General features: G+C 49.0%; 20 protein-coding genes. 10 read left to right on the top strand and 10 right to left on the bottom strand.

Going from position 1 to position 20,659, the window contains the following annotated elements; all coding sequences use genetic code 11:
- Positions 1-196: 196 nt before the first annotated feature.
- On the bottom strand, positions 197-610 hold the full coding sequence (gene hns / locus FHC51_RS18135; RefSeq protein WP_039030686.1) for a histone-like nucleoid-structuring protein H-NS: 414 nt from the start codon (positions 608-610) through the stop codon (positions 197-199).
- A 548-nt stretch (positions 611-1,158) separates the two neighbouring features.
- Here hns and tdk point away from each other — a divergent pair.
- The gene (tdk, locus tag FHC51_RS18130) at positions 1,159-1,773 is read left to right on the top strand and encodes a thymidine kinase (protein ID WP_103822265.1); all 615 of its coding nucleotides are present in this window, start codon (positions 1,159-1,161) and stop codon (positions 1,771-1,773) included.
- An 84-nt stretch (positions 1,774-1,857) separates the two neighbouring features.
- On the opposite strand, the gene adhE is transcribed toward tdk, so the two are convergent.
- Positions 1,858-4,536, bottom strand: a complete 2,679-nt coding sequence (gene adhE / locus FHC51_RS18125; protein WP_103822264.1) for a bifunctional acetaldehyde-CoA/alcohol dehydrogenase — start codon at positions 4,534-4,536, stop codon at positions 1,858-1,860.
- A gap of 476 nt (positions 4,537-5,012) precedes the next feature.
- Between adhE and FHC51_RS18120 the strand changes: the two genes are divergently transcribed.
- The 6 genes from FHC51_RS18120 to oppF all read left to right on the top strand — a co-directional run bounded on the left by FHC51_RS18120 (position 5,013) and on the right by oppF (position 12,019).
- Positions 5,013-5,660 carry a YchE family NAAT transporter gene (locus FHC51_RS18120; protein WP_103179918.1) on the top strand — a complete coding sequence of 216 codons (648 nt, stop codon included), beginning with the start codon at positions 5,013-5,015 and terminating at the stop codon, positions 5,658-5,660.
- 772 nt (positions 5,661-6,432) lie between these two features.
- Positions 6,433-8,064 carry an oligopeptide ABC transporter substrate-binding protein OppA gene (gene oppA, locus FHC51_RS18115; protein ID WP_114314720.1) on the top strand — a complete coding sequence of 544 codons (1,632 nt, stop codon included), beginning with the start codon at positions 6,433-6,435 and terminating at the stop codon, positions 8,062-8,064.
- An 85-nt stretch (positions 8,065-8,149) separates the two neighbouring features.
- Positions 8,150-9,070: an oligopeptide ABC transporter permease OppB gene (oppB, locus tag FHC51_RS18110; protein ID WP_103179916.1), complete on the top strand. Its 921-nt coding sequence runs from the start codon at positions 8,150-8,152 to the stop codon at positions 9,068-9,070.
- A gap of 14 nt (positions 9,071-9,084) precedes the next feature.
- The gene (oppC, locus tag FHC51_RS18105) at positions 9,085-9,993 is read left to right on the top strand and encodes an oligopeptide ABC transporter permease OppC (protein WP_103179915.1); all 909 of its coding nucleotides are present in this window, start codon (positions 9,085-9,087) and stop codon (positions 9,991-9,993) included.
- A gap of 11 nt (positions 9,994-10,004) precedes the next feature.
- Positions 10,005-11,018 carry an ABC transporter ATP-binding protein gene (locus FHC51_RS18100; RefSeq protein WP_114314721.1) on the top strand — a complete coding sequence of 338 codons (1,014 nt, stop codon included), beginning with the start codon at positions 10,005-10,007 and terminating at the stop codon, positions 11,016-11,018.
- Positions 11,015-12,019 (top strand): murein tripeptide/oligopeptide ABC transporter ATP binding protein OppF, encoded by a 1,005-nt coding sequence (gene oppF, locus FHC51_RS18095; RefSeq protein ID WP_220436271.1) that lies wholly within the window; start codon positions 11,015-11,017, stop codon positions 12,017-12,019. The genes FHC51_RS18100 and oppF overlap by 4 nt, the downstream gene beginning before the upstream one ends.
- A 43-nt stretch (positions 12,020-12,062) precedes the next feature.
- Here oppF and FHC51_RS18090 read toward each other — a convergent pair whose 3' ends face one another.
- Positions 12,063-12,392, bottom strand: coding sequence for an HI1450 family dsDNA-mimic protein (locus FHC51_RS18090; protein WP_032611249.1), 330 nt, complete (start codon positions 12,390-12,392; stop codon positions 12,063-12,065).
- A gap of 33 nt (positions 12,393-12,425) precedes the next feature.
- Positions 12,426-13,886, bottom strand: a complete 1,461-nt coding sequence (cls, locus tag FHC51_RS18085; protein WP_103179911.1) for a cardiolipin synthase — start codon at positions 13,884-13,886, stop codon at positions 12,426-12,428.
- A 142-nt stretch (positions 13,887-14,028) separates the two neighbouring features.
- Here cls and FHC51_RS18080 point away from each other — a divergent pair, with 142 nt between their 5' ends.
- Both FHC51_RS18080 and leuE read left to right on the top strand, forming a co-directional pair.
- Positions 14,029-14,202: a YciY family protein gene (locus tag FHC51_RS18080; protein WP_139157093.1), complete on the top strand. Its 174-nt coding sequence runs from the start codon at positions 14,029-14,031 to the stop codon at positions 14,200-14,202.
- A 66-nt stretch (positions 14,203-14,268) separates the two neighbouring features.
- Positions 14,269-14,904: a leucine efflux protein LeuE gene (leuE, locus tag FHC51_RS18075; protein ID WP_103822506.1), complete on the top strand. Its 636-nt coding sequence runs from the start codon at positions 14,269-14,271 to the stop codon at positions 14,902-14,904.
- 35 nt (positions 14,905-14,939) lie between these two features.
- On the opposite strand, the gene FHC51_RS18070 is transcribed toward leuE, so the two are convergent.
- The 4 genes from FHC51_RS18070 to FHC51_RS18055 form a co-directional block, all read right to left on the bottom strand.
- Entirely contained in the window at positions 14,940-15,236 is a 297-nt protein-coding gene (locus tag FHC51_RS18070; protein WP_032611245.1) for a YciI family protein, read from the bottom strand.
- 836 nt (positions 15,237-16,072) lie between these two features.
- A complete protein-coding gene (locus tag FHC51_RS18065; protein WP_004898938.1) occupies positions 16,073-16,258 on the bottom strand; it encodes a hypothetical protein in 186 nt (61 codons plus the stop codon).
- Complete coding sequence (locus FHC51_RS18060) at positions 16,259-16,594, bottom strand: hypothetical protein (protein WP_220436270.1); 336 nt, start codon at positions 16,592-16,594, stop codon at positions 16,259-16,261.
- Positions 16,587-17,108 (bottom strand): hypothetical protein, encoded by a 522-nt coding sequence (locus FHC51_RS18055; RefSeq protein ID WP_220436269.1) that lies wholly within the window; start codon positions 17,106-17,108, stop codon positions 16,587-16,589. Before FHC51_RS18055 ends, FHC51_RS18060 begins: the two co-directional genes overlap by 8 nt.
- A gap of 1,624 nt (positions 17,109-18,732) precedes the next feature.
- On the opposite strand from FHC51_RS18055, the gene FHC51_RS18050 reads away from it, so the two are divergent.
- A complete protein-coding gene (locus FHC51_RS18050) occupies positions 18,733-19,023 on the top strand; it encodes a hypothetical protein (RefSeq protein WP_032453058.1) in 291 nt (96 codons plus the stop codon).
- Positions 19,024-19,213: 190 nt separating this feature from the next.
- Here FHC51_RS18050 and FHC51_RS18045 read toward each other — a convergent pair whose 3' ends face one another.
- The gene (locus FHC51_RS18045; RefSeq protein ID WP_220436268.1) at positions 19,214-19,837 is read right to left on the bottom strand and encodes a recombinase family protein; all 624 of its coding nucleotides are present in this window, start codon (positions 19,835-19,837) and stop codon (positions 19,214-19,216) included.
- A gap of 197 nt (positions 19,838-20,034) precedes the next feature.
- On the bottom strand, positions 20,035-20,421 hold the full coding sequence (locus tag FHC51_RS18040) for a hypothetical protein (RefSeq protein WP_220436267.1): 387 nt from the start codon (positions 20,419-20,421) through the stop codon (positions 20,035-20,037).
- Between the last annotated feature and the right edge of the window lie 238 nt (positions 20,422-20,659).

Genomic DNA, 20,659 nt, shown 5'->3' with positions numbered 1-20,659 from the left:
TTAACGCCCTAAGCAAAACCGGTGATAGCCATGCTACACCGGTTTTTTTATAACTTTTTTAGGGTGTCACTCACGTAGGGTAGGGTAATAGTGTGATGTAATCGTTATATGAGCACGTGTAACAGAATGTCACACGAGATAAAATACAGGCATAAAAAATCCCGCATTAAGCGGGATTTTTCGGATATTTACTGACTTATTCCTGAATCAGGAAGTCGTCCAGTTGTTTACCTTGCTCATCCATTGCTTTTTTGATAACAGCTGGAGTACGACCCTGGCCGGTCCAGGTTTTAGATTCGCCGTTCTCATCGATGTAGCTATATTTAGCCGGACGCGCAGCACGTTTAGCTTTAGTACCGGTTTTAGCGGCAGCCATGCTGTTCAGCAATTCGTTAGGATCAATACCATCAGCGATCAGCATTTCACGATATTGCTGCAGTTTACGTGTACGTTCTTCGATTTCAGCAGCAGCGGCGTTTTCTTCTTCACGACGCTCATTAACAACGACTTCTAATTTCTCCAGCATTTCTTCAAGCGTTTCCAGAGTACATTCTCTCGCCTGGGCACGGAGAGTGCGGATGTTGTTCAGAATTTTAAGTGCTTCGCTCATTGTAGTAATCTCAAACTTATAATGTGGGGGTTTGTTGAGGTAATAATAGAGGCATAAATTGATATGTGCAATAGGCCAGAATGTAAGGAATTCAAAAATACCTAATATTCGGGACTATTATTAATTATCAGAACTTAAATTTGGTGAGGTGAAAGGGGGGCGGCGTTATCAAAAGATGCGTTGTAAACCTGACGGTGAACTCTTTTTTTGCAGACAATTTTCATGGGGATTTTTGTTTCTCCGGATAAATATCAACCTTTCGTATTAGTACTCAAAACACGGTTGCCCAAGGGAATTTTTAATTACACCTGAATCATTTCAAGCCCCGTATCGACATTAAAATAACAGATTTTTCCAGAACTTAGCGTTTATAAAACCATGAGTTTTTACATCCTTTTCATCTGCTCCCTCGTAAGTTGTCCTATATCCTGGCGAAGGATGAAATCTCTCGTAACGCGGGTCTTCCGCGCTGCATCACGGAAGACCCGACAAAATATGGTACAATCCCGTATCGGTAATAATACACATTGATTAGGGTTTAACGGCCAATGGCACAACTGTATTTCTACTATTCAGCAATGAACGCAGGTAAGTCGACCGCGTTACTGCAATCCTCCTACAATTACCAGGAGCGTGGGATGCGTACGGTGGTTTATACCGCTGAAATCGATGACCGTTTTGGTGCCGGAAAAGTGAGCTCCCGAATTGGCCTCTCTTCTCCGGCCAGGTTATTTAACCCACAAACCAATCTGCTGGATGAAATTCGTGCAGAGGCCGCTGACCAGGCAGTTCATTGCGTACTGGTGGATGAGAGCCAGTTTTTAACGCGTCAGCAGGTTCATGAGCTTTCTGAAGTGGTTGATGAGCTGGATATTCCGGTACTTTGTTATGGGCTGCGAACGGATTTTCGCGGCGAGCTGTTTGTCGGCAGCCAGTATTTGCTGGCCTGGTCAGACAAACTGGTGGAATTAAAAACCATCTGCTTCTGCGGGCGTAAAGCGAGTATGGTGCTGCGTCTTGATCAGGCAGGAAAACCCTATGCAGAAGGCGAACAGGTAGTGATTGGCGGCAATGAGCGCTATGTATCCGTATGTCGTAAGCATTATAAAGAGGCGCTGGTGGTAGGCTCTCTGACAGCGATTCAGGAAGCCAGTCGTCGTTAACGGTCTGGCAGAGTCTGTCCCTATTTACGCTGGAAAAGAGACATAAAAAAACCCGCCGAAGCGGGTTTTTTATTGAGCGATTAATTAAGCGCTTTTCTTCGCTTTCTTATCCGCTTTTACCAGGGTTTCTACAGCTGCAGGTGCAGCAACCACACCTTCAGTGTATTCGCGGCCATAGTAGGTATCCAGCAGGATCTGTTTCAGCTCTGCGATCAGTGGGTAGCGCGGGTTCGCACCAGTACACTGGTCATCAAAGGCATCTTCAGACAGCTTGTCTACGTGTGCCAGGAAGTCAGCTTCCTGAACGCCAGCTTCACGGATAGACTTAGGAATACCCAGCTCAGCTTTCAGGCTTTCCAGCCATGCCAGCAGTTTCTCGATCTTCGCAGCAGTGCGGTCACCAGGAGCGCTCAGGCCCAGGTGGTCAGCGATTTCTGCGTAGCGACGACGCGCTTGTGGACGGTCGTACTGGCTGAATGCAGTCTGCTTGGTCGGGTTATCGTTAGCGTTGTAACGGATAACGTTAGAGATCAGCAGGGCGTTCGCCAGACCGTGAGGAATGTGGAACTGAGAGCCCAGCTTGTGCGCCATGGAGTGACACACACCCAGGAAGGCGTTAGCAAACGCGATACCGGCGATGGTGGCAGCACTGTGCACACGCTCACGGGCAACCGGGTTTTTAGAGCCTTCGTTATAAGAGGCTGGCAGGTTCTCTTTCAGCAGTTTCAGTGCCTGCAGAGCCTGACCGTCAGAGAACTCAGACGCCAGTACAGAAACATAAGCTTCCAGGGCGTGAGTTACCGCATCCAGACCACCGAATGCACAGAGTGATTTCGGCATATCCATGACCAGGTTGGCGTCAACAATCGCCATGTCCGGGGTCAGAGCGTAGTCTGCCAGTGGGTATTTCTGACCTGTTGCATCGTCGGTAACAACAGCAAACGGTGTCACTTCAGAACCGGTACCGGAAGTGGTGGTGACGGCGATCATTTTCGCTTTCACGCCCATTTTCGGGAACTTGTAGATACGTTTACGGATATCCATAAAGCGCAGCGCCAGCTCTTCGAAGTGCGTTTCTGGGTGCTCGTACATTACCCACATAATTTTGGCTGCGTCCATTGGGGAGCCGCCGCCCAGCGCGATGATCACGTCTGGTTTGAAGGAGTTTGCCAGCTCTGCGCCTTTGCGAACAACAGACAGGGTTGGGTCAGCTTCAACTTCGAAGAACACTTCAGTTTCCACGCCAGCCGCTTTCAGAACAGAGGTGATCTGGTCTGCGTAGCCATTGTTGAACAGGAAACGGTCAGTCACGATGAGCGCACGTTTGTGGCCATCAGTAATCACTTCATCCAGCGCGATTGGCAGGGAGCCACGGCGGAAGTAGATAGATTTCGGAAGTTTATGCCACAACATGTTTTCAGCTCGCTTAGCAACGGTTTTCTTGTTGATCAGGTGCTTAGGACCAACGTTCTCAGAGATGGAGTTACCACCCCATGAACCACAACCCAGAGTCAGGGAAGGCGCGAGTTTGAAGTTATACAGGTCACCGATACCACCCTGAGAAGCAGGGGTGTTGATCAGGATACGTGCAGTTTTCATCATCTGACCGAAGTAGGCCACACGTTCAGGCTGGTTATCCTGGTCAGTGTAGAGACAGGAGGTATGGCCGATACCGCCCATCGCTACCAGTTTCTCTGCTTTATCAACCGCATCTTCGAAATCTTTCGCGCGGTACATTGCCAGCGTCGGAGAGAGTTTTTCGTGTGCAAACGGCTCGCTTTCGTCAACGATATTCACTTCGCCAATCAGGATCTTGGTGCTGGCTGGAACGGTGAAACCTGCCAGTTCAGCAATTTTATACGCTGGCTGACCTACGATGGCGGCGTTCAGAGCGCCATTTTTCAGGATGATGTCCTGAACCGCTTTCAGCTCTTTGCCCTGCAGCAGGTAGCCGCCGTGGCTGGCGAAACGTTCGCGAACGGCATCGTATACGGAATCAACAACAACAACGGACTGCTCGGAAGCACAGATTACGCCGTTATCGAAGGTTTTAGACATCAGTACAGAAGCAACAGCACGTTTAATATCGGCAGTTTCGTCGATAACAACTGGGGTGTTACCCGCACCTACGCCGATAGCTGGTTTACCGGAGCTATAGGCCGCTTTAACCATGCCTGGGCCACCAGTTGCCAGAATCAGGTTGATGTCCGGGTGGTGCATCAGAGCGTTAGACAGTTCCACGGAAGGCTGATCGATCCAACCGATCAGATCTTTCGGTGCACCCGCAGCGATCGCCGCTTGCAGAACGATATCTGCAGCTTTGTTGGTTGCATCTTTAGCACGTGGGTGTGGAGAGAAAATGATTGCGTTACGCGTCTTCAGGCTGATCAGCGATTTGAAGATAGCAGTAGAAGTTGGGTTGGTGGTTGGAACGATACCGCAGATGATGCCGATTGGCTCAGCAATGGTGATGGTACCGAACGTGTCATCTTCAGACAGAACGCCACAAGTCTTCTCATCTTTATAGGCGTTATAGATATACTCAGAAGCAAAGTGGTTTTTAATCACTTTATCTTCAACGATACCCATACCGGATTCGGCAACGGCCATTTTAGCGAGAGGGATTCGAGCATCTGCAGCAGCCAGAGCGGCGGCGCGGAAGATTTTATCAACCTGTTCTTGGGTGAAATTGGCATATTCACGCTGGGCTTTTTTTACGCGCTCTACAAGTGCGTTAAGTTCAGCGACATTAGTAACAGCCATAATGCTCTCCTGATAATGTTAAACTCTTTTAGTAAATCAGCTGCTCGACACGAAAACAGTATAGTCAGCGTCATTGCCACTTGCTTAACTTACGTAAAAACAAGATGTTAACGTCTTTATCGTTCCCCTGATTTACTAAAATAGCCTTCCATCAGTAGCCTACGTTCAGACTCTGAGTCTCCCTGGTGGCGTAATCAAGATTACTCACTTCTGAGTACCGAAAACATGATCTGTATCAATTTATCCATAAGCTGATACCTTTCAGCAGGGGTATTTTAGGGCATTTCATCGATTGTTAAATAATTGCAAAACTAATTGAACCATAACAACGCATAAAGTACACAAATATTTTACAGCGTAACATCACCATATTTAGCATTATTGTGATGAAGTAGAGGCATAAAAGGCGTATCGTCTGCCGGGTTATTGTGGATGCCACATTTTATATTAAGACTTGCTAATCAGCGGAGCTAACAGTGAGCCTATCGCTCTTTGATTTCCCAACGTATTTTAAGTTCTTTATTGGTCTGTTCGCGCTGGTGAACCCGGTGGGCATTATTCCCGTCTTCATCAGTATGACCAGCTATCAAACCGCCCTTGCCAGGAATAAAACCAACCTGACGGCAAATTTGTCCGTGGCGATCATCCTGCTGACGTCGCTCTATCTTGGCGATTCAATATTGCAGATTTTTGGCATCTCGATCGATTCGTTCAGAATAGCCGGCGGGATCCTTGTGGTCACCATTGCCATGTCAATGATCAGCGGCAAGCTGGGTGAGGACAAACAGAACAAGCAGGAGAAATCAGAAACCGCCATCCGAGAGAGCATCGGCGTGGTGCCGCTGGCATTGCCCTTGATGGCAGGGCCAGGGGCGATCAGTTCTACTATCGTATGGGGAACGCGTTACCATAACCTGATGCATCTGATTGGCTTCTCGATAGCTATTGCCCTGTTTGCCTTCTGTTGCTGGGGGGTGTTCCGTATTGCGCCGTGGCTGGTACGCCTGCTGGGCCAGACGGGCATTAACGTTATCACCCGTATTATGGGTCTGCTGCTGATGGCGCTGGGGATTGAATTTATTGTTACCGGTCTGAAATCAATTTTTCCGGGGTTATTAGGGTAATCTTTCAAATGAAAAAGCGGAGCACTGGGCTCCGCTTTTTTTGTCATTATCAGCAAATCATATAATGAAAGTTGAAAATCGCTTTAACTATAATAAATTTTATTAATAATTTTGTTTTGTTAACTTTCAATAAGTTGCCTTTCCACATACCGTTCATCTGGTCATAAACCGCGCAAAGCGTCTGTTATTTTACTCACACAATACTCTGGGGCTTGCTGCAAGATTACTGAGATGATATTAGTAATTTGCTGAATGATTTAGATGAATGTGCTAAATAATAGACAGTTGTTAATTTTTTGTACAAAAAACAGATCGCTTCTGGCATCGCGGTACGCTCATCGAAAACACTTTCTTCATCTCATTGAATGACAGGCGCTTTTTTCGCATTCGATGCGCGGCATGGCAGCCCACGGCGTAACGGTCTCTTCCGTAAAAGAGAATTGGTTAACAAATTTGCAAAATGTATTGGCACCTAAGTAACTCATTTGGTACTTTCCGGCCATTCCATTTCAGCGTACTTCTTATAGATGAGAATCTTTTTCATTAACGATTCTGACCTATAAGAATTAATACATGCCTCGGCAGGGGAGGCATGTCACAAATCGACGCAAGGTGGCCAGACGAGCCGCCAGTAATAGTAAAGTCGGTGATAGCGAGAAGTAAAAAACGCCTGACGGCAGCATAAACTCCTACGTTGTCAGGGAACCCCTAAAAAGGGGAATTAAACAGGCTGGTAAAAACCAGTAATTATAAAGAGTGGAGTATCAACACAATGTCCATCATCACAAAAAAAAGTCTGGTAGCTGCGGGGATTTTAACTGCGCTAATCGCAGGCAACGTTGCAATGGCTGCTGACGTCCCTGCTGGAGTTCAACTGGCGGAGAAGCAAACGCTGGTGCGTAACAACGGTGCTGAGGTTCAATCTCTGGATCCGCACAAGATTGAAGGTGTACCGGAGTCTAACGTTAACCGCGATCTGTTCGAAGGTCTGCTGGTCACTGACGTAAACGGCCACCCGGTTGCGGGTGTGGCTGAAAAATGGGAAAACAAGGACTTTAAAGTCTGGACCTTCCACCTGCGTAAAGACGCAAAATGGTCCGATGGTTCCCCGGTTACCGCCCACGATTTCGTTTATAGCTGGCAGCGTCTGGCAGATCCTAATACTGCCTCGCCGTATGCGAGCTATCTGCAGTATGGCCACATCGCTAATATCGATGACATCATCACCGGCAAAAAACCGATTACCGATCTCGGCGTAAAAGCGATCGATGACAATACGTTCGAAGTTACCCTGAGCGAGCCGGTTCCTTATTTCTATAAGCTGCTGGTTCACCCGTCCGTTTCCCCGGTTCCAAAAGCCGCGGTTGAAAAATTTGGTGATAAGTGGACTCAGCCTGCCAATATCGTGACCAACGGCGCCTACAAGCTGAAAGCCTGGGTCGTTAACGAACGTATCGACCTGGAGCGTAATACTAACTACTGGGATAACGCGAAAACTGTCATTAACCAGGTTACCTACCTGCCAATCTCTTCTGAAGTGACTGACGTTAACCGCTACCGCAGCGGCGAAATCGACATGACCTATAACAACATGCCGATTGAACTCTTCCAGAAGCTGAAGAAAGAGATTCCTGCTGAAGTACACGTTGACCCGTACCTCTGCACCTATTATTACGAAATCAACAACCAGAAAGCGCCATTCACTGACGTTCGCGTTCGTACCGCCCTGAAGCTGGCGCTGGATCGCGATATCATCGTCAACAAGGTGAAAAACCAGGGCGACCTGCCAGCGTACAGCTACACACCACCGTATACCGATGGTGCGAAGCTGACCGAGCCAGAATGGTTCAAAATGACCCAGGAACAGCGTAATGCAGAAGCGAAGAAACTGCTGGCCGAAGCGGGTTATACCGCAGACAAGCCGCTGACTTTCAGCCTGCTGTATAACACCTCCGATCTGCATAAGAAACTGGCTATCGCAGTCTCTTCCATCTGGAAGAAAAACCTGGGTGTGAACGTGAAGCTGGAAAACCAGGAGTGGAAAACCTTCCTGGATAGCCGCCATCAGGGCACCTTTGATGTGGCCCGTGCCGGCTGGTGTGCGGACTACAACGAGCCGACCTCTTTCCTGAACACCATGCTGAGCGACAGCTCGAACAACACCGCGCACTATAAGAGCGCAGAGTTCGATAAGCTGATCGGCGATACCCTGAAAGTGACTGACGAAGCGCAGCGCGCCGATCTGTACGCGAAAGCGGAACAGCAGCTCGACAAAGATTCTGCGATCGTACCGGTTTACTACTACGTGAACGCCCGTCTGGTGAAACCGTGGGTAGGTGGATATACCGGGAAAGACCCGATGGATAATATCTACGTTAAAAACTTGTATATTATCAAGCATTAATGGCAATGAGTGGGGCGGGCGCTGTCTGCCCCACGGTGTCTACTCATCGTAATATTATATAGGCACACGCCAGAAGGTACGGGCAATGTTGAAATTTATCCTACGTCGCTGTCTTGAAGCGATCCCAACGCTATTTATTCTTATCACGATCTCCTTCTTTATGATGCGTCTCGCGCCGGGAAGTCCATTCACCGGTGAACGTACGCTGCCGCCAGAAGTTATGGCGAATATCGAAGCGAAATATCATTTAAACGATCCTATCTCCACCCAGTATTTCAACTATCTGAAACAGCTGGCCCACGGTGATTTTGGTCCGTCGTTTAAATATAAAGATTATTCCGTAAACGATCTGGTGGCGTCCAGCTTCCCCGTTTCGGCGAAATTAGGCGCCGCGGCGTTTTTACTGGCCGTTATTCTTGGCGTCACGGCGGGCGTTATTGCTGCGCTTAATCAGAATACGAAATGGGATTACACCGTTATGGGGGTGGCAATGACCGGTGTCGTCATACCGAGTTTTGTCGTGGCCCCCTTGCTGGTCATGATATTTGCCATCACCCTAAAATGGCTGCCCGGCGGCGGCTGGAATGGCGGGGCGCTGAAATTTATGATTCTGCCGATGGTCGCGTTGTCTCTCGCTTATATCGCCAGTATTTCGCGTATTACCCGTGGTTCAATGATTGAAGTATTGCACTCGAACTTCATCCGTACTGCCCGGGCCAAAGGGCTGCCGATGCGCCGCATCATCTTCCGTCACGCGTTAAAACCTGCGCTGCTGCCGGTGCTCTCTTATCTGGGCCCTGCGTTCGTCGGGATTATCACCGGGTCAATGGTTATCGAAACCATCTATGGTCTGCCGGGTATCGGCCAGCTGTTCGTTAACGGCGCCCTTAACCGCGACTATTCACTGGTACTGAGTCTGACCATTCTCGTTGGCGCGCTCACCATCTTCTTTAACGCGATCGTCGACGTGCTCTATGCCGTTATCGATCCGAAAATCCGCTACTGACACTGGAGCTCGCCATGATGCTAAGTAAGAAAAACAGCGAGGCGCTGGAAAACTTCAGTGAAAAACTGGAAGTGGAGGGGCGCAGCCTCTGGCAGGATGCACGCCGTCGCTTCATGCATAACCGTGCTGCGGTTGCCAGCCTGATTGTCCTGGTCCTTATCGCCCTGTTTGTGACGCTGGCGCCGATGCTGTCGCAGTTCACCTACTTCGACACCGACTGGGGCATGATGTCCAGCGCGCCGGATACCGAATCGGGCCACTACTTTGGTACCGACTCTTCCGGGCGTGACCTGCTGGTCCGTGTGGCCATCGGTGGACGCATTTCGTTGATGGTAGGGATCGCAGCAGCCTTTGTTGCGGTGATTCTGGGGACGTTATACGGATCGCTCTCCGGCTATCTCGGCGGCAAGGTCGATTCGGTGATGATGCGTATTCTGGAGATCCTCAACTCCTTCCCGTTTATGTTCTTCGTCATCCTGTTGGTGACCTTCTTTGGCCAGAACATTTTGCTGATCTTCGTGGCTATCGGCATGGTCTCCTGGCTCGATATGGCGCGTATCGTGCGCGGCCAGACCCTGAGCCTGAAGCGCAAAGAGTTTATCGAAGCGGCGCAGGTGGGCGGGGTTTCAACCGGTAATATTGTGGTCCGTCATATCGTGCCAAACGTGCTGGGTGTGGTGGTGGTGTATGCCTCCCTGTTGGTTCCGAGCATGATCCTCTTTGAATCTTTCCTGAGCTTCCTCGGCCTAGGTACCCAGGAGCCGCTGAGCAGCTGGGGTGCGCTGCTGAGCGATGGCGCCAACTCTATGGAAGTTTCACCGTGGCTGCTGCTGTTCCCGGCGGGTTTCCTGGTGGTGACACTGTTTTGTTTCAACTTTATCGGCGATGGCCTGCGTGATGCCCTCGATCCGAAAGACCGTTAAGGAGTGCCGCCATGACTATTATTGAAACGGCATCGGCCCCACAAGCGCATCAGCAGAGTAATCTCCTGCTGGATGTGAAAGATCTGCGCGTCACCTTTAAAACGCCTGATGGCGATGTGACCGCGGTAAACGATCTTAACTTCAGCCTGCGTGCTGGCGAAACGCTGGGTATTGTGGGTGAATCCGGTTCCGGTAAATCCCAGACGGCGTTCGCGCTGATGGGGCTGCTGGCACAAAACGGCGTTATCGGCGGCTCTGCCACCTTTAACGGTAAGCAGATCCTTAACCTGCCGGAGAACGAGCTTAACAAGCTGCGTGCCGAGCAGATATCTATGATTTTCCAGGATCCGATGACCTCCCTGAACCCGTACATGCGTGTGGGCGAGCAGCTGATGGAAGTGCTGATGCTGCACAAAGGGATGGGCAAAGCCGAAGCGTTTGAAGAGTCGGTTAAGATGCTGGATGCGGTAAAAATGCCGGAAGCGCGTAAGCGTATGCGCATGTTCCCGCACGAGTTTTCTGGCGGGATGCGCCAGCGCGTGATGATCGCGATGGCGCTGCTGTGCCGGCCAAAACTGCTCATTGCCGATGAACCGACTACTGCGCTGGACGTGACCGTTCAGGCGCAGATCATGACCCTGCTAAACGAGCTGAAGCGCGAGTTTAATACCGCGATCATCATGATTACCCACGATCTGGGCGTCGTGGCTGGGATCTGCGACAAAGTGCTGGTGATGTATGCCGGGCGTACCATGGAGTACGGTAAAGCGCGTGATGTCTTCTACCATCCGGCGCACCCGTACTCCATTGGCCTGTTGAATGCGGTACCGCGTCTTGATGCGGAAGGGGAGTCGCTGCTGACCATTCCTGGCAACCCGCCTAACCTGCTGCGTCTGCCGAAAGGCTGCCCGTTCCAGCCGCGTTGTCCGCACGCGATGGAAATCTGCAACAGCGCGCCACCGCTGGAAGAGTTTGCACCAGGCCGTCTGCGTGCCTGCTTTAAGCCGTACGAGGAGCTGGTATGACAACCATTGACGAAAAAAGAAATGTTCTGCTTGAAATCGCCGATCTGAAAGTGCACTTCGACATCAAAGACGGCAAGCAGTGGTTCTGGCAGCCGGCGAAAACCCTGAAAGCGGTTGACGGCGTCACCCTGCGTCTCTACGAGGGGGAAACTCTTGGCGTGGTGGGGGAGTCGGGCTGCGGCAAATCCACCTTTGCCCGCGCGATCATCGGCCTGGTGAAAGCCACTGGCGGCAAGGTCGCCTGGCTGGGTAAAGATCTGCTGGGGATGAAGCCGGAAGAGTGGCGCGAGGTCCGAAGCGACATTCAGATGATTTTCCAGGATCCGCTGGCGTCACTGAACCCGCGTATGACCATTGGCGAGATCATCGCTGAGCCGCTGCGCACCTACCATCCGAAGATGCCGCGTACGGAAGTGCGCGACCGCGTCAAGGCGATGATGATGAAGGTCGGTCTGCTGCCGAACCTTATCAACCGCTATCCGCACGAGTTCTCGGGTGGCCAGTGTCAGCGTATCGGTATTGCCCGCGCGCTGATCCTGGAGCCGAAACTGATTATCTGTGACGAACCGGTCTCGGCGCTGGACGTGTCGATTCAGGCGCAGGTGGTTAACCTGCTGCAAAAACTGCAGCGTGAGATGGGGCTGTCGCTGATCTTTATCGCCCACGACCTGGCGGTGGTGAAGCACATCTCCGATCGCGTACTGGTGATGTATCTCGGCCATGCGGTGGAGTTGGGCACCTATGACGAGGTGTATCATAATCCGTTACACCCTTACACCAGAGCGCTGATGTCTGCCGTGCCGGTGCCGGATCCTGACCTGGAGCAGAATAAGACCATTCAGCTGCTGGAAGGGGAGCTGCCGTCGCCCATCAACCCGCCGTCTGGCTGCGTGTTCCGTACCCGCTGCCCGATTGCCGGGCCGGAGTGCACGAAAACGCGTCCGGTACTGGAGGGCAGCTTCCGCCATGCGGTCTCCTGTCTGAAGGTTGATCCGCTCTGACCGGGTAAAAGGCAATAAAAAAGGCTGCAATCGCAGCCTTTTTTTATTCGCGCCAGAGTATGTGGCACAGCTTGTGGTCTTTCTCACGACACAGCAGAACGCGGGCAAAGATATCATTGATCTCTCCGCCGTCGGTATCCGCCAGGCCAATTACCACCTCGGCGAAGAAGTCCGGGTTCAGGTCGTAATCGACATGTTCAGCCCAGTCTTCAGACGGATCGAACAGCTCGGCGCCGCCACGCTCTTCAAACTGCAAATTAAAGAGAATCACGTCAGCCGGGTCGAGATTATCGACGGCCAGTTCCAGAAAGATATCGTAGGCCTGCTCGAGCGTTTCGTCTTCGGTCAGGCGATTGTTCAGATCCATTTCCATGATGACTACCTGTTTAACATCGTTGGGCACGTTTTACAGCAACGGACTAAAGAAGTAAAACAGTCGTTCGGCAATTCGCTGCCATAGCGGCCTTTTCATCCACAAACGGGCATCCAGCAGGCGGGAGCGCGAGATATAATCATCCTGTACGGCCGCCAGATCGCCCCCAAAACCGGTATCGTCGATCACCAGCGTGATCTCAAAATTGAGCCACAAACTGCGCATATCCAGGTTCACTGTTCCCACCAGGCTGAGCTCGCCGTCCACCAGCACGCTCTTGGTGTGCAGCAGCCCACCTTCAAACTGGTAAATCTTCACCCCGGCCGCCAGCAGTTCGCTGAAAAAGGCCCGGCTGGCCCAGCCCACCAGCACCGAATCGTTCTTGCGCGGCAGGATAATACTGACATCGACCCCGCGCTGGGCGGCGGTGCAGATAGCGTGGAGCAAATCGTCACTCGGCACGAAATAGGGGGTGGTCATGATCAGGTATTCGCGGGCGGAATAGGCGGCGGTCAATAACGCCTGATGGATCAGATCTTCCGGGAAGCCCGGTCCGGAGGCGATAGTATGAATAGTGTGCCCGCTGGCCTGTTCAAACGGCATGATATTGGCATCCGGCGGTGGGGGCAGAATGCGTTTGCCGGTTTCGATCTCCCAGTCACAGGAGTAGACGATCCCCATCGCGGTGGCGACCGGCCCCTCCATACGCGCCATCAGATCGATCCATTGGCCCACACCGGCATCCTGTTTAAAGAAGCGCGGGTCGACCATGTTCATGCTGCCGGTATAGGCGATGTAGTTGTCGATGAGCACCATTTTGCGGTGCTGGCGCAGATCCATCCTGCGCAGAAACACACGCATCAGGTTAACCTTTAACGCTTCGACCACTTCCACACCGGCATTGCGCATCATGGATGCCCAGTTGCTGCGGAAAAAGTTCACGCTACCGGCGGAGTCGAGCATCAGACGGCAGTGGATCCCCCGGCGTGCCGCGGCCATCAGGGATTCAGCTACCTGATCGGCCATGCCACCGGGCTGCCAGATATAGAACACCATCTCGATATTATGCCGCGCCAGCTGAATATCGCGGATCAGCGCATTCATAACGTCATCAGAGGTGGTCATCAATTGCAGCTGATTGCCTTTCACCCCGGCAATCCCCTGGCGGCGTTCACAGAGCTTAAATAACGACGCGGCGACGTCACTGTTCTCTTCGGCAAAAATATGTTTGCAGGATTTCAGATCGTTCAGCCATTTCGCCGTGGAGGGCCACATCGCCCGGGCACGCTCGGCCCGACGTTTACCGAGGTGAAGCTCACCGAAGGATAAATACGCAATGATGCCGACCAGCGGCAGGATATAAATAATCAACAGCCATGCCATGGCAGAGGGAACGGCTCTGCGCTTCATCAGGATGCGTAACGTCACCCCTGCGATCAACAGCCAGTATCCCAGAATGAGCAGCCAACTCACCACGGTGTAGAAGGTTGTCATAATAAAAAATCCTTTTGAAAGCGTATTGTTAAGAGTTTACGCGTCAGGATTTTTCTGGCAAATAAAAACGCCAGATAAAAGCGCTGGTCTGCCGCAGGCAAGGGACTATAATGAACGCTCTGTTTTGTGAAGAGTTGGTAACATGAAGCGCAGTAGAACAGAAGTAGGGCGCTGGCGCATGTTGCGACAGACAAGTCGTCGCAAAGCGCGTTGGCTGGAAGCACAATCCCGCCGTAATATGCGTATCCACGCCATCAGAAAATGCAGTATGAACCGTCATCGCAATGCGTTGCTGTTCGCCATTCAGGATTACTGAATGACACAAGGGCACCCACAGAGGTGCCCGATGTTTTTTATTCGCTACGTCAAAAAGGAGGATGAGGTGTTTGCGGATTTGGGTGTACTGAATTTCTGGACCTATGTTGTCGGGGCTATTTTTATTGTTCTGGTTCCTGGGCCTAATACCTTATTCGTTTTAAAAACCGGTATTGGTCACGGTGTGAAAAAGGGCTATCTTGCCGCCAGTGGCGTATTTATTGGCGATGCGGTACTGATGTTTCTGGCATGGGCGGGGGTCGCGGCGCTGATCCAGACCACGCCAATGCTATTTAATATTGTGCGCTATCTCGGGGCGTTCTATCTGTTATGGCTGGGCGGCAAAATGCTCTGGTCGGTAATAAGGCATACACAGCAGGGCGATGCTGGCGGTCTCGAACCGGCTAAAACCATAATGAAACGCTCGCTGGTGCTGAGTATGACCAACCCGAAAGCGATTTTATTTTATGTCTCATTCTTTGTGCAGTTTATTGACGTTCACGCGAAGCACACCGGCGTCGCTTTTATGATCCTCGCAGTCACGCTGGAAATCATCAGTTTTATCTATATGAGCTTCCTGATCTTCTCCGGCGCGTTTGTTACGCGCTACCTGAAAACCAAAAAGAAACTGGCGAAGCTGGGAAATGGTTTAATTGGATTACTGTTTGTTGGCTTTGCGGCGCGGCTGGCATCCCTGAACTAATAAAAAAGGCTCCTGGTACGGAGCCTTTTTTTATTCTAGAAAACTTTTTTAAACGGCTTCACCACGACGTTATCATACACGCCTGCCGCCACATACGGGTCGTCCTGCGCCCAGGCCTGTGCCGCTTCGAGCGATTCAAATTCGGCAATCACCGTTGAGCCGGTAAATCCCGCCGCACCCGGATCGTTGCTGTCGACGGCAGGCATCGGGCCTGCGGTCAATAATCTGCCTTCGTCATGCAGCAGTTGTAAGCGCGCAAGGTGGGCAGGGCGTACGGAGAGACGTTTCTCCAGAGAATCAGCGACATCTGCAGCAAAAATCACGTAAAGCACAGCGGAGCTCCTTAACCGATAAAAGTGGGAATTACGTTATGTGAAAGTGCAGGTGACTGCAATGTAAAGATGGCAACATTGTTAAAACCTTGCGCCTGATGTGCCTTTTTTCGCCAGCTGGACGGTAAAGTCGGGCGAAGTTTAACTGGCTTATTGAATATGATTGCTATTTGCATTTAAAATCAGGGCCTGGCTTTTTAACTGAAACGATTATGACTTCAATGACCCTTGAATGTAGGCTATTCGGGTTTTAGGTTATCTGGCGTTCATTTGACCTGCAAGCCCCCTTTAAGCCCCTTGTTATCGTCACATTTCCAATTGAAAGCCATGCTGGTTTTATGTACAGTGAATCGTGGTAAAGGCGGTAGCATTCAGGAGATTACTTATGCCCTCTTATGATTCGCGGGTTCAGTTGACGTCAAAAAGCGGCGTTATCTATAAGTTTCTGGTTCATGCGGATAGCCCACAGGGGGCAAGAGTCAAAGTCCAAAACCATCTGAGAAAGCTGGGAGATTTTGATTTCAGTGAAATTTGCATTTCTTCTATGGAGGTGAGGGGTGATGCCTTGCTTCTAAACCCTGACGGTACAAAGTGCCTGATTTTTTGAGGTACAAGTCATCATCGCAATGTATGTTTTTCAAGCAGATGAACAATAGCGATGTGATGTCGCTGCTTATCACTACACCCTGCAATACCGTACCGCTTAACCAGTTCATAGCTGACCTTATCCAGCCTTTTCAGTAGCTGCTCAGGTAGCGATAAGACCAAATTAAAGGATGCGGGGGTAAGTACCTCTTGCTTATCATTTTGTTTCAGTGGGTTGAATGCGTAAAGGTTCATTGTTCAGTCTCCACGTTTCGTAACATCTCACCAATTGCCAGTATTAGACGCTGTTCTTCTGACTTAATCCCGCTACCGATTCGGCTTGCCAGCCTTTCCAGTTTCCCCAAATAAAAAGGGTGAAGGTTCAGAGCTATGTTTGCTCGTACTTGCTGACCATATTCATTGAAGAGTTGATTCATTTACACCCCTCCCATCGACTGAGCAACTTCAACCGCTTCTGAGGCTGCTGTTATGGCTTTGTTTCGTTTTGTCTGTGCTTCGAGGATTCGTACAGTTGCATCACGCTGCAAGCGGGTGACCTTTGAAGAAGCCGCTTTCATAATCCCGTCACAGAACGCTTTATGCTGGTTACTCATAGCGCTGGTGGCCTTAACGTAATCAGCGGGATTGATACCTATAGCTTCACAGAAAGGCTGTACAGCGTCGATGGCAGTCACTGTATGACGTTGCATTAACTGAGCCTGTAAAGCAGCAATCTGAGCCTTGTAGGCGGCCTCAGTGACTTTGTTAGTCATTACCCACCTCATCGGCGACAATCACAGACAGATAGGATTCAAGCGATTTAATTCCCGATAACGCTTCTTCAGCCTGTTTCACCAATACGTTGTGAGCATGGATAGCCTTATTTACCTTATTCGCTTTCTCAGTGATTCCTGCATCAACAAATTTCTCAGCGGCTTTCTTACATGCCTTTTCAATCTCAGCAAGCGGGTTATGTTTTGGTGACTGCTGTAATGGTACAAACTTGATAAATCCAGCGCCCATCTCATACACAACGTAATTCTCATTCATCATGTTCTGAATAATAGTCTGTACCATCGCTGGGTGTGTAACCTGTCGGATTCGGAACCCGTAATCTTCGACTGGCTGAGACATTAGCTGCTTAGTCTTGATAGCAATAAGAGTATCTTTATTCAGGCTGTCTGCGTTGTAAATATCCTTTGCATCTTCGATATTTTCCAGTGCAGCTTTAATTTTGGGGATGAAATGTGATTCGATTTCAATTCGTTTCTGTGTAGGACTATTCATTATTAACGCTCTCGTGAAATTCAGATACAAAAATACACCACACAGGCCGTCTTTTACGTAACCCGTGTAGTGTCATCTGGAATGTGTAAGGGGTTGGCTAACCTGTCCCCGAGGAAGGGATGCCACAGGAAAGCCATTAATTTGTTAGGAAATCAATCCAATACATAAATGTTAACATGTTGTTAAATTATGTCAAGGGGTTTCAGTTTTCTGACAAATAGCCTTAATGATTTCATACCGTCTGGTTTTAGTCATCATGCGAGGCGGGGTGTAACCAGAGGGAGATGTAATTCCTGTTAATTCGGAAAGGCTCTTATACTGTATGTAGAATTGATGTGTCTTTTCAGCTACGATAGTAAAGTATTTCTTTCTTTTCTTCATTCATATTATAATAATCCATAAACAGGAAAGGTCACCCCCCATGATAAAACCTGAGAAAGTGACCCTCCAGCTATTCTCATCTATCTAAGACCCTGTTGACCGATTTTGATAAATGAGCATTACTGTATTATTATCATACGGAACTGTGTTTTTGCCCAGTGGTATTTTGTTATTGCAGTAATTGATGAATGGTTATTATTGGCGGGGTGGATGGGATGGTAGAAATACATATTTAGCACTTTTTGCTATTGACGTAATTTTTACGATTGATATAATGCGTTAAGACCTTTACAGATTATCTTTAAAGTTTTCTGATTATCACTAATTGAATACTACAATAAGAAAATGGCTTACGCCAAAAGCCATTAAAATCTTATTATCTCTTCAAAGATACTTAATCAATGCCTTTAAAGATTACTGTTAAGATGTGGAATCACCAATCAAGGAGTTATCCTTTCAACTTTCGCATGGCTTCGCGTTGTCATGCTTCTTGCTTTCGCCTTGTATCTGTTCAGATAGTCTATCAGAATCCCTCAGAGAGGGCTAAAATAGCTCCGATTACAATTGCATCAAATCATCATCTTTGATAGAATAATCAAATTGTCAGAGATGAATGTAAAACATCGGAAACGATGTGGTAATTCTGCTGTAACGGCTCATTTAGTTGAGTTTTTGACAGATTCTAGTAAGCCCACCCGATTAGCAAATCATCAAAATGACAGACAGGTGAACCATACGGAAGACTTAACCACTCCCCAAAAGTTGGTTTCAAGCTCTACAGCAATCTGTAACGGCAATCCTTGCAACTTTCAGACCTTCCCATCTGTTAAGCCATAGACAATCCATCACGGTGAAAAGGGTTATTTCCCATCAAGCGTTAATCGCTGGTGGGCTGAATGATTTTCCACACCGGAGATTGGAAGAATGAAACCTACTGTACAGACATCAAACCGATTTTTGTTTCTTACCGGAAACGAAGACTTCACCATCCGAAAAACTGCTGCTGCAAAGATTGCCAGAGCACGTGGTCAGCGTTTCTTTGTTCACATGTGCAAGAGACATGGTGCTAGTGAACATTATTCAAGCTGCATGGCTTGTGTTGAATGCCAGAAACAATGGTACAGGGATAACGGTAAGCATAAGCCGGATCCAGACATCAAACCTTTTAGCTCAGTTTACCCACTGGTTAAGATGACTTTCAGGGGGTTACAATTCCCTCAGATATTCTCTTAAGGGCCTCTCAATGGATGACGAAAAATTACACACCTACCTTAAAGCTATTGGTATGGGGTGCTTTGTGACGTATTACAGCAAGTTTGCCAACACAACCATTTCACGTGCTGACCTTATCGAACTGCTACATACTCAGGAAGGATACACAGAAAAAAGCTGTGGGAGCCGCACCAGTAAAGCGAGAGCAATCATTTCCGCAGGGGCAAGTGAAGAAGCATTAAGGCTAATTATTGCGTCTAATCGTGTGAACGATGATTTAAGAGATGAGGCCAGAAAGTTACTGATGAAAATTTTTCCGTAAAATCAGGGTATCACTCGTTATTTTCGGCCTTCATTGATTACTGGAACATATCTGTGAAGGTCTGGAAGATTTGATGAATACCTGCTTAGAAGGCGAACCTGAGAAAGTAGCGGTTAACAAGCAATTTCTCAACATATCTACAATGAAATCAACAAGAAAGCCCCGCTAAGATGCAGGGCGTGACTCCAAATTAAGCTAATTCTTTGAGGTTCTTACTAACTTTTGCCACCGTTGCCCTTGAGCAGCCCACCGTGTCCATTACGTCACTGTAGGACATACCAGCCTGTAACAGCCTGGCTATTCTCTCATTGCGCTGTGTATCCTCTGGACGGCCTTTATACTTACCGTCTGATTTGGCCTTTACAATGCCCTGAGCCTGTCTTCTCTTACGGTCTGTGTAATCCTTTCTGGCAATAGCGGCGAGCATGTCCAGCATCATCCCGTTTAACGCCTCAAGCATTCTGCTGGTGAACTCATCCCCTGACTGAATAAGCTGGTGGCTTGTTGGCAGGTCTAAGGCAACCACTCTCACACCTTTCTCATTAATCAGTGACCGTAACTTGTTCCAGTCTTCACCGCTCAAACGTGACAGGCGGTCTACCTGCTCCACTAAGAGAACATCTCCCTTCTGCGCAATCTCAAGCAGTCTGAACAACTCAGGACGCTGTAGAGATGCACCTGATTCATTCTCTGTGAAGTAGCTTGAAATAGTCATACCGTTGGTTGTAGCGAACTCATCCAACTGACCTTTGGCGCGTGTTGCGTCTTGCTGAGTGGTGGAAGCTCTGAGGTAAGCATAGACACGTGAAGTCATGATAGTGAACCGTAGCAGTCTGTTTAAGATGGTTCAATTATATCAGTCTGTTTTGCGTGGTTCAATAAATCATTTTTGGGGTGAACTGGTTCAGTAAATCGGTGCCTCTTGAGGTATACCTAAAGTGAACCAGACCATGATGGGAAGTCAGAGAAGGGGTTAACAGAGATGCGATGAAAATCAACGCCCCCGATGAGTTAGCCTTTTTGTGCATTATCCATTGTATTCTTTACAGCGCAAAGAACGTCACCAATAGTTGCTGCAACACTGGAACCCTGAGATACATAATCAGCTTTGAATGCCAATCTTCCATCCAAATCAAAATAGCTCAGCTTTCCATAGCCGTTGTCGCAGTCCTTGTTCTTAATTGACACCTGATAATAAGTGATGCTTTTATCATTAGTATCCTCAAGCTGGAGCAGGATTGATGAAGAACCGTTAGAATTGTGAAAGGTACCCTTCTTAACATAAGAATTAACACCTTTCCCACTGGCAACTCCAACCCAAGGACTAGAATCGTCGGCAACAGCAGCCTGTGACAGAAGAAGTACTGACAAGCCCAGCAATGAGATTTTCTTAACCATTAACATCATTCCGCTTATAAGAGTTTTCTTAATTCTATCCACGCTTTCAGCAACGTTCAATGATGCATCACATGCACTGCTAATTATCAGGGGTTAGACCGACTGATTTCTTCTGTACCCTGTTGTGGAACAGTAAAACGCCTTCAACCGTTGGTATCACTGACCTGATGGTGATAATTCAGATGTTTTGGCACACTGATAAACCCTGTTAATAAAGTGATTATTTATGCAGCTTTCG

The organism is Leclercia sp. EC_58 (genome assembly GCF_019584355.1).
Classification (GTDB): Bacteria; Pseudomonadota; Gammaproteobacteria; order Enterobacterales; family Enterobacteriaceae; genus Enterobacter.
The sequence above is the reverse complement of the archived record's forward strand: the minus strand, read 5'-3'. Positions and strand labels throughout refer to the sequence as shown.

What these genes read in the sequence shown, in the direction of transcription:
- hns (WP_039030686.1), bottom strand. Translation starts at nt 610, where the DNA reads ATGAGCGAAGCACTTAAAATTCTGAACAACATCCGCACTCTCCGTGCC.
- tdk (WP_103822265.1), top strand. Translation starts at nt 1,159, where the DNA reads ATGGCACAACTGTATTTCTACTATTCAGCAATGAACGCAGGTAAGTCG.
- adhE (WP_103822264.1), bottom strand. Translation starts at nt 4,536, where the DNA reads ATGGCTGTTACTAATGTCGCTGAACTTAACGCACTTGTAGAGCGCGTA.
- oppA (WP_114314720.1), top strand. Translation starts at nt 6,433, where the DNA reads ATGTCCATCATCACAAAAAAAAGTCTGGTAGCTGCGGGGATTTTAACT.
- oppB (WP_103179916.1), top strand. Translation starts at nt 8,150, where the DNA reads ATGTTGAAATTTATCCTACGTCGCTGTCTTGAAGCGATCCCAACGCTA.
- oppC (WP_103179915.1), top strand. Translation starts at nt 9,085, where the DNA reads ATGATGCTAAGTAAGAAAAACAGCGAGGCGCTGGAAAACTTCAGTGAA.
- FHC51_RS18100 (WP_114314721.1), top strand. Translation starts at nt 10,005, where the DNA reads ATGACTATTATTGAAACGGCATCGGCCCCACAAGCGCATCAGCAGAGT.
- oppF (WP_220436271.1), top strand. Translation starts at nt 11,015, where the DNA reads ATGACAACCATTGACGAAAAAAGAAATGTTCTGCTTGAAATCGCCGAT.
- FHC51_RS18090 (WP_032611249.1), bottom strand. Translation starts at nt 12,392, where the DNA reads ATGGAAATGGATCTGAACAATCGCCTGACCGAAGACGAAACGCTCGAG.
- cls (WP_103179911.1), bottom strand. Translation starts at nt 13,886, where the DNA reads ATGACAACCTTCTACACCGTGGTGAGTTGGCTGCTCATTCTGGGATAC.
- FHC51_RS18080 (WP_139157093.1), top strand. Translation starts at nt 14,029, where the DNA reads ATGAAGCGCAGTAGAACAGAAGTAGGGCGCTGGCGCATGTTGCGACAG.
- FHC51_RS18065 (WP_004898938.1), bottom strand. Translation starts at nt 16,258, where the DNA reads ATGAATCAACTCTTCAATGAATATGGTCAGCAAGTACGAGCAAACATA.
- FHC51_RS18060 (WP_220436270.1), bottom strand. Translation starts at nt 16,594, where the DNA reads ATGACTAACAAAGTCACTGAGGCCGCCTACAAGGCTCAGATTGCTGCT.
- FHC51_RS18055 (WP_220436269.1), bottom strand. Translation starts at nt 17,108, where the DNA reads ATGAATAGTCCTACACAGAAACGAATTGAAATCGAATCACATTTCATC.
- FHC51_RS18050 (WP_032453058.1), top strand. Translation starts at nt 18,733, where the DNA reads ATGGATGACGAAAAATTACACACCTACCTTAAAGCTATTGGTATGGGG.
- FHC51_RS18045 (WP_220436268.1), bottom strand. Translation starts at nt 19,837, where the DNA reads ATGACTTCACGTGTCTATGCTTACCTCAGAGCTTCCACCACTCAGCAA.
- FHC51_RS18040 (WP_220436267.1), bottom strand. Translation starts at nt 20,421, where the DNA reads ATGGTTAAGAAAATCTCATTGCTGGGCTTGTCAGTACTTCTTCTGTCA.